Source organism: Coprococcus sp. TM115-187, from assembly GCF_027679115.1.
GTDB lineage: Bacteria > Bacillota > Clostridia > Lachnospirales > Lachnospiraceae > Allocoprococcus > Allocoprococcus comes.
On the sequence record NZ_JAQEKS010000031.1, the window covers coordinates 21,553 to 30,000 of the forward strand.

The window sequence follows — 8,448 nt, forward strand, 5'->3', positions numbered from 1 at the left end:
TACCAATGGAAGATAATATTTTTGATAAAGTTCATGAAGTGGATATGAAAAAAACCATGGAAGAGTTCTATATCGATTATGCCATGAGTGTTATTGCTTCTCGTGCGCTTCCGGATGTAAGAGACGGTCTGAAACCTGTTCAGAGACGTATTCTTTATTCGATGATCGAGTTGAACAACGGTCCTGACAAGCCGCACCGTAAATGCGCGCGTATCGTCGGTGATACCATGGGTAAATATCACCCGCATGGTGACAGTTCTATTTACGGAGCCCTCGTTAATATGGCACAGGACTGGTCTACCCGTTACATTCTTGTAGACGGTCACGGTAACTTCGGTTCTGTGGACGGTGACGGTGCTGCCGCAATGCGATATACCGAGGCAAGACTTAGTAAGATTTCGATGGAAATGACAGCGGATATCAATAAAGATACCGTTGATTTTGCACCGAACTTTGACGAGACAGAAAAAGAACCGACCGTACTTCCGTCAAGATTCCCGAACCTTCTGGTAAACGGAACCTCCGGTATCGCGGTAGGTATGGCAACCAATATTCCACCGCACAACTTAAGAGAAGTCATCGGTGCGGTTGTGAAAATTATTGATGACCAGATTGAAGATAAAGATGAGACCACGATCGAAGAGATCATGGAGATCATCAAAGGACCTGATTTCCCGACGGGAGCAACGATCCTTGGAACAAGAGGAATCGAAGAGGCTTACCGCACAGGACGTGGAAAGATCCGTGTGCGTGCGGTATCCAATATCGAGCCAATGCAGAATGGAAAGCACAGAATCGTAGTAACCGAGCTTCCGTATATGGTCAACAAAGCCCGCCTGATCGAGAAGATCGCGGAGCTTGTAAGAGATAAGAAGATTGATGGAATCACAGACCTGAGCGACCAGTCAAGCCGTGAAGGTATGCGTGTCTGCATCGAATTGAGAAGAGATGTGAACCCGAATGTCGTTCTGAACCAACTTTACAAGCATACACAGCTGCAGGATACATTTGGTGTGATCATGCTTGCATTGGTCAATAATGAACCGAAGGTTATGAGCCTTCTGGAAATCCTGAACCATTATCTGAAACATCAGGAAGACGTTGTGACCAGACGTACCAAATACGAGCTGAATAAGGCAGAAGAACGTGCACACATCTTGGAAGGTTTGCTGATCGCCCTGGATAACATTGATGAGGTTATTAAGATCATCCGTGGATCCAAGACCGTACAGATTGCGAAAGCAGAGTTGATGAGCCGCTTTAACTTAAGTGATGCACAGTCCCAGGCTATCGTGGATATGCGTCTGAGAGCTCTGACCGGTCTGGAAAGAGAGAAGCTGGAAACAGAGTATGCAGAGCTTGAGAAGAAGATCGCAGAGTACAAGGCGATCCTCGCAGACAGAAAGCTTCTGCTTGGCGTAATTAAGAAAGAAATCCTTGTGATCTCTGAAAAATACGGAGATGACAGAAGAACAGCCATCGGATTTGATGAATACGACATTTCTACAGAGGATCTGATCCCGAGAGAAGATGTAGTGATCACCATGACCAAGATGGGATATATTAAGAGAATGAGCAACGATACTTTCAAGAGCCAGAACCGTGGCGGCAAGGGTATCAAGGGTATGCAGACTCTGGATGAAGATTATGTAGAAGAGCTGTTCATGACCAATACTCACCAGTATATTATGTTCTTTACCAATACCGGACGCTGCTATCGCCTGAAGGGATATGAGATTCCGGAAGCAGGAAGAACTTCCCGAGGTACAGCAATTATCAACATCCTTCAGCTTCAGCCGGATGAGAAGATCACAGCAATGATTCCGATTAAGGATTTCAAGGAAGGTGACTATCTGTTCATGGCAACCAAGAAAGGTCTTGTTAAGAAGACTCCGATCTTGGATTACGCAAATGTAAGAAAGACAGGACTTGCTGCGATCACACTCCGTGAGGATGATGAACTGATCGAAGTTAAGATTACGGATGATGAAAGAGATGTTATTCTCGTTACGCAGTATGGTCAATGCATCCGTTTCCATGAATCTGATGTACGTTCAACCGGAAGGACCTCTATGGGCGTTCGTGGTATGAATTTAAGTGACCGTGATGAAGTTGTTGCAATGCAGCTTGATGCGCAGGGTGAAGAGCTTCTGATCGTATCTGAAAAGGGTATGGGCAAGAGAACCCGCATGGAAGAATTCACAGCCCAGAACCGTGGTGGAAAAGGCGTGAAGTGTTATAAGATCACAGAGAAGACCGGAAATGTAGTCGGTGCGAAGGCAGTAGGTCCGGATGATGAGATTATGATCATCAACACAGATGGTATCGTGATCCGTATGGAATGTGCGGGGATTTCCGTACTCGGAAGAATCACATCCGGTGTTAAACTGATCAATCTGAAGGAACACGAAGAAGTTGCAAGTATCGCAAAGGTACGCAGGGCTTCAGGTGAACTGGAGGAGAACGCAGAAGAGACTGCAGAAGAAACAAATACAGAAGCAACTGCTGAGACGGTTGTAGAAGAGCAGACAGAAGAATAAAGATCTGAGCGAAAGTAGAAATACAGAAGCAGGATAAATCATAAAGAGACTGGACAGGGAATATGCAAATGCCTTGTCTGGTCTCTTGCTTTGTTTTATGAGGCTGCATGGAAAGAAATGTTATGGCATGGCTTGCGTTTGCTCTGGTAAAAGTCGGATTAAAAAACAAAGAAGCCCGGAAACGCTGCAGCAAACAGGCTTTCCGGACTTTGTAGAGGGGGCTGAATTATTATTTTGCCAGACTTCAAATATTCTGGCAGATGCCGTGCATCTTACTGTGCAACAGCTCCGAGTCTTTTGCGGATTTCAGGTCCGATGATCATGGCAATCACCATCTTGATCAGGTCCGCCGGGATAAATGGAATGACACATACTGCAAGGGCAGCAGATACAGTGTAACCTGCCTGAATGCAGAACCATGCAGTTCCGAATGCATAGCAGATTGCAGTTCCAACGATCATTCCAAGAATCTGGATCCATCTCTGACTGAATTTGTCAATTACAATACCGGCAATGATTGCCATTGGGATGAAACCAATGATATATCCGCCAGTTGGTCCGGCAAGCTTTCCGATTCCTCCGGTGAATCCGGAAAATACAGGAAGTCCCACAAGTCCGAGAAGAAGATAAAGGATATAGCTGATCGTTCCTTTCTTCCAATCCAGAAGATAGAGAGAAAGATAAATTGCAAAGTTGGTAAGTGAAATCGGTACCGGTCCGATCGGTATGGAAAGCGGTGCAAGAATGCAGGTGACAGCGGTCATAAGAGCGGTGACAGCCATTGCGTAAGTATTGGTAGTTCTAAGTGTCTGAGTGTTTCCCTGAGCCATGTTAAGTATTCTCCTTTTAGAATGTTAATAATGTTCGGTGTGTCAATAAATTAAGCAGATTCGATCTCGTATGTAAAACCGGCATCCGTAATCGTCCGGATCGTATCTTTGATTCCCTGACCATCTGCGGTCAGATAACCGGAAGCGAAGATGGAATCTACAACGCTGAGAAGCTTCTTTTCTTCACCTTTAAAATAAACCTCACGTCCGGCAGCACAACGGATATCTGACTGCGGAACCAGAAGTCTTGCAAGGCAGAGAACCTTCATGCAATACTCAGTTGTGAGTTCGGAAATATCAGCATCACCGAGCGGAGTTCCCGGAATTGGCAACAGGAAGTTGATCGGCAGAGCTTCCGGCTGGATCTCACGAAGCTCCAGAAGCATATCAACAACATCCTCTTTGCTTTCGCCCATTCCAATGATTCCGCCACTGCAGATTTCAAATCCAAGTCCCTGAAGCATTTTGATATTCTGAACGCGCTGCTCAAAAGTATGGGTAGAACAGATGTGACTGTAGTAAGCCCGGCTGCTGTTCAGGTTGTGGTTGATCCGGTCGAGTCCGGCTTCTTTTAACATTAGAGCCTGTTTTTCAGTAAGAAATCCGATGGAACAGCAAAGGTGGGTTCCGTCTTCCTTCATCTTGCGGATCTTAGAAGCCAGTTCTTCGATCTCTTCGTCGGTGAATTTCATACCGCTGAGTCCGATGCAGTGTCTGGAAAGATGATGTTCATTTACAAAATCATTATCTTTATATAACTTTTCATCAGCTACCCACTTATATTTGTCGATATCGGCTTTTGAACGACAGGATTGTGCACAGTAAGCGCAGTCCTGTGAGCAGTTACCGCTGCGGGCATTGGTAAGAATATGAATACTTACATGATTGCCCTTATATTTTCTGCGCAGTTTTTCAGCTTGTGCAATGAGCTGATCGAGTTCTTCGTCCGGTGTATTCAGGATTGCAATCGCATCTTCTCGTGAAAGCACCGGATCTGTAGTTGTTTCAATTTCAGAAATCATAAGTAAACCTTCCTTGGTAAAAAATATCAAATACATTCCACACTTTACCATGCAAAAGAAAGAATGTCAACTTAAAATTTTATAAGGTTAACAATTGGAAGTAATACAGGTTTATTTGAAGATGATTACATTGCAGATGAAAAAAAACCATAGTATAATAAAAATCAGATTATGAAATGCAGGAGGAAAAACCAATGCGTACATTGAACGTGGAAGAGATTTCAAAGAATATCAAAGAAATGTGCATTGAAGCGAACCATTTTCTTTCAAAAGATATGGACATTGCGATGAAAAATGCAGTTTCAACAGAGAAGTCACCACTGGGGAAAAAGATATTAAGCCAGCTTCAGGATAATCTGAAGATCGCCGGAAAAGATATGATCCCAATCTGCCAGGATACTGGAATGGCAGTCGTATTTCTTGAGATCGGACAGGATGTACATTTCGAAGGCGGCAACCTGGAAGATGCGGTAAATGAAGGGATCCGTCGGGGTTATGTTGACGGATATCTGAGAAAATCCGTCGTGAAAGATCCGATTCTCAGAGAGAATACAAAAGATAATACACCGGGAATCATTCATTATAAAATTGTTCCGGGCGATCAGGTGAAGATCAAGGTCGCACCAAAAGGCTTTGGAAGCGAAAATATGAGCCGTGTATTTATGCTGAAACCGGCAGATGGAATCGAAGGAGTAAAGGAAGCAGTTCTTACGGCAGTAAAAGATGCCGGTCCGAATGCCTGTCCTCCGATGGTTGTCGGCGTGGGAATTGGCGGCACATTTGAAAAATGCGCACTGATGGCAAAAGAAGCACTTACAAGAGAAGTCGGAAGCCATTCAGACATTCCATATGTAAAAGAACTGGAAGAAGAATTACTGGAGCGGATCAACAAGATTGGAATTGGACCGGGCGGACTTGGGGGAAGTACAACCGCGCTGGCTGTCAATGTCAACACTTATCCGACTCATATTGCCGGACTTCCGGTAGCTGTAAATATTTGCTGTCATGTTAACCGCCATGTGATCCGCACTATTTAATTTACCGGGGATCCTGAAAAGACTTTCCGTGCCGAAGATATGTACTCGTGTGAAGATGAAGCATGTTACAAATGGTTTCTGCCCGGTGAGAGGATGTGTAATATTTAAAGGAAAATGAAAAGAGGATAATTATGAATACAAATGTAGACGTAGACGCAATGCGAAAAGATGCGGTTGAGATTTTTCAGAAAGGGTTCGCCTGTTCAGAGTCGGTGATCTATGCGATCAAAAAGGGCTTTGATCTTGATCTGTCAGATGATGCGATCGCTATGTCATCCGGATTCCCGTGGGGGCTCGGAGATGGTGGCTGTATTTGTGGTGCGCTTGCAGGAGCAACCATGTGCATCGGCTATTTTTTCGGAAGAAGAACACCTGGAGATGAAGCCTTTTTGAAATGTCAGCGGCTGACGAAAGAGTTTCACGACGCATTTAAAGAACATTGCGGAGCAACCTGCTGTCGTGTGCTGACAAGAGGAAAAGAAAAAAATTCTCCGGAGAGAAAAGCGCAGTGCATTAGTTTTGTAGACTTTACAGTTGAGAAACTGGCTGAAATTATTTTAAGAGAATTATAAGACTCCTGTTAGCAGTTAAAAACGCCGCAGCAGAATACAGAAAAAGAATCAGGAAGGAAAAGGATATGGAAAGACATATTACAGTTCCAGTAGCAAAGGAAGAAATACAGGATTTAAGAGCAGGAGATTATGTATATCTTACGGGAGTTATTTATACTGCCCGTGATGCTGCTCATAAAAGAATGGATGAAGTGCTTTCGGAAGGAAAAGAGCTTCCACTTGATATTAAGAATCAGATGATTTATTATATGGGACCATCTCCGGCGAGAGAAGGAAGACCGATCGGCTCAGCAGGACCGACAACAGCAAGCAGGATGGACAAATATGCACCACGCCTTCTGGATCTGGGGCTTGGCGGAATGATAGGAAAAGGGAAAAGAAGTCAGGCTGTCCGGGATGCGATCGTGAGAAATAAAGCAGTTTATTTTGCAGCAGTCGGAGGAGCAGGCGCGCTTCTTTCAAAATGTATCAAAAGAGCAGATGTGATCGCATATGATGATCTTGGCACAGAAGCGATCCGCCGCCTGGAGATCGAAGATCTTCCGGCAATTGTTGTGATCGACTCCGAGGGCAATAATTTATACGAGACAGCCGTCAAAGAGTATGCGGAGGAATAGGGAATGAATTGTGTGAGAAGAATTGCACTTATGGTAATTCGGAATATTCTGCTTGTTCCGTTTATGTGGTGCAAGCTGTGTTACTATGCCGCGCACGTAGACAAGTATCCGGAGATCACCCGATATAAGCTTCTGAAATATATTGTCAAAAGAGCCAATAAAGGCGGAAATGTAACAATCGAGGCATATGGAAAAGAAAATATTCCTAAAGAGGGAGGGTTTATGTTTTTTCCGAATCATCAAGGGCTTTATGACGTACTCGCAATTGTTGATGCCTGCCCGCGTCCATTTTCTGTGGTGGCAAAAAAAGAAGTGGCAAATGTTCCACTTCTCAAGCAGACATTTAAATGTATGAAGGCCTACATGATCGACCGCGAAGATATCCGTCAGTCTATGCAAGTGATCATGGATGTTACAGAGGAAGTAAAGAAAGGAAGGAACTATCTGATCTTTGCAGAAGGAACCCGCTCGAAGATGGGGAACAAGCTTCTTGAGTTTAAAGGTGGAAGCTTCAAGGCGGCAACAAAAGCGAAATGCCCGATCATACCGATTGCGTTGATCGATTCTTTTAAACCGTTTGATACAAATAGTATCGCACCGGTAACGGTACAGGTACATTTCCTGGAACCGATTTATTATGAAGAATATCAAAATATGAAGACGACAGAGATCGCGAAAGAAGTAAAAAGAAGAATAGAAGAAACCATATCTGAATATGAACCAAAGGAAGCATAAAATAAAGATAAGGTAAAAAGGACAGACTCTTTGCTAGATATAGTGAAAAAGAGTCTGTTTCTTCTATATATAGATAATTAGAAAACAAACTTAAAAAAAGAAAAAAATAATCGAAAAAACCGTTGACAGAAAAAGGGTTCTTAGGTATAATTATCAATGCGCTGTGGAGTTACATTAAAAGTATGTAAACACACAGTTAAATACAGACCTTGGATCGGGCTGAGGAGAAATACTCAAGAGGCCGAAGAGGCGCCCCTGCTAAGGGTGTAGGTCGGGCAACCGGCGCGAGGGTTCGAATCCCTCTTTCTCCGTTTTGTTTGAAAATAACTTTTGAAAAAACTTCAAAAAAGTTATTGACAAGCAAGAAGATATATGATAATATATCAGAGTTGCTGTTTGAGAGATTCAAAAAAGCAACAAAAAATAATTTAAAAAAGTTGTTGACAAACATGAAACACTTTGATATAATATAAAAGCTGTCGCATGAAACGGCAACAACAAAAATGAACATTGATAACTGAACAATAGACAACAAACCCTGAAAATTCTTTAAAGAGATTTTTCAAGAACGGACATCGAAAGATGTCGAACCAGAACAGTAAACAGGAACAGAATTGCCAAGCGATTCTGACCCGGATACAAACATTTTTAACGAGAGTTTGATCCTGGCTCAGGATGAACGCTGGCGGCGTGCTTAACACATGCAAGTCGAACGAAGCACTTAAACCTGATTCTTCGGATGAAGGTTTTTGTGACTGAGTGGCGGACGGGTGAGTAACGCGTGGGTAACCTGCCTCATACAGGGGGATAACAGTTAGAAATGACTGCTAATACCGCATAAGACCACAGAGCCGCATGGCTCCGTGGGAAAAACTCCGGTGGTATGAGATGGACCCGCGTCTGATTAGGTAGTTGGTGGGGTAACGGCCTACCAAGCCAACGATCAGTAGCCGACCTGAGAGGGTGACCGGCCACATTGGGACTGAGACACGGCCCAAACTCCTACGGGAGGCAGCAGTGGGGAATATTGCACAATGGGGGAAACCCTGATGCAGCGACGCCGCGTGAGCGAAGAAGTATTTCGGTATGTAAAGC

7 protein-coding genes, 1 tRNA gene and 1 rRNA gene (1 of these 9 only partly in view) are annotated in these 8,448 nt (G+C 43.9%); 7 read left to right on the forward strand and 2 right to left on the reverse strand.

Annotated elements, in window-relative coordinates; translation table 11 throughout:
- The first annotated feature begins 5 nt into the window (after positions 1–5).
- Positions 6–2,540, forward strand: coding sequence for a DNA gyrase subunit A (gene gyrA / locus PGW42_RS14435; RefSeq protein WP_175305734.1), 2,535 nt, complete (start codon positions 6–8; stop codon positions 2,538–2,540).
- Between the two features lie 272 nt (positions 2,541–2,812).
- Here gyrA and PGW42_RS14440 read toward each other — a convergent pair whose 3' ends face one another.
- Together PGW42_RS14440 and bioB are read right to left on the reverse strand one after the other, a co-directional pair.
- Positions 2,813–3,370 (reverse strand): biotin transporter BioY, encoded by a 558-nt coding sequence (locus PGW42_RS14440; protein ID WP_117824058.1) that lies wholly within the window; start codon positions 3,368–3,370, stop codon positions 2,813–2,815.
- A 50-nt stretch (positions 3,371–3,420) separates the two neighbouring features.
- Positions 3,421–4,392 (reverse strand): biotin synthase BioB, encoded by a 972-nt coding sequence (bioB, locus tag PGW42_RS14445; protein WP_117559177.1) that lies wholly within the window; start codon positions 4,390–4,392, stop codon positions 3,421–3,423.
- Positions 4,393–4,586: 194 nt separating this feature from the next.
- Here bioB and PGW42_RS14450 point away from each other — a divergent pair, with 194 nt between their 5' ends.
- The 6 genes from PGW42_RS14450 to PGW42_RS14475 form a co-directional block, all read left to right on the forward strand.
- Positions 4,587–5,429 carry a fumarate hydratase gene (locus PGW42_RS14450; RefSeq protein ID WP_055248668.1) on the forward strand — a complete coding sequence of 281 codons (843 nt, stop codon included), beginning with the start codon at positions 4,587–4,589 and terminating at the stop codon, positions 5,427–5,429.
- Between the two features lie 131 nt (positions 5,430–5,560).
- The gene (locus PGW42_RS14455) at positions 5,561–6,001 is read left to right on the forward strand and encodes a C-GCAxxG-C-C family (seleno)protein (RefSeq protein WP_022220240.1); all 441 of its coding nucleotides are present in this window, start codon (positions 5,561–5,563) and stop codon (positions 5,999–6,001) included.
- Between the two features lie 65 nt (positions 6,002–6,066).
- On the forward strand, positions 6,067–6,618 hold the full coding sequence (locus PGW42_RS14460) for a Fe-S-containing hydro-lyase (RefSeq protein WP_008371397.1): 552 nt from the start codon (positions 6,067–6,069) through the stop codon (positions 6,616–6,618).
- Positions 6,619–6,630: 12 nt separating this feature from the next.
- Positions 6,631–7,353, forward strand: a complete 723-nt coding sequence (locus tag PGW42_RS14465; protein WP_270203948.1) for a lysophospholipid acyltransferase family protein — start codon at positions 6,631–6,633, stop codon at positions 7,351–7,353.
- 223 nt (positions 7,354–7,576) lie between these two features.
- Positions 7,577–7,664: transfer RNA gene (locus tag PGW42_RS14470), tRNA-Ser, on the forward strand.
- Positions 7,665–8,000: 336 nt separating this feature from the next.
- Positions 8,001–8,448: ribosomal RNA gene (locus tag PGW42_RS14475) — 16S ribosomal RNA — on the forward strand; it runs 1,083 nt beyond the window's last position.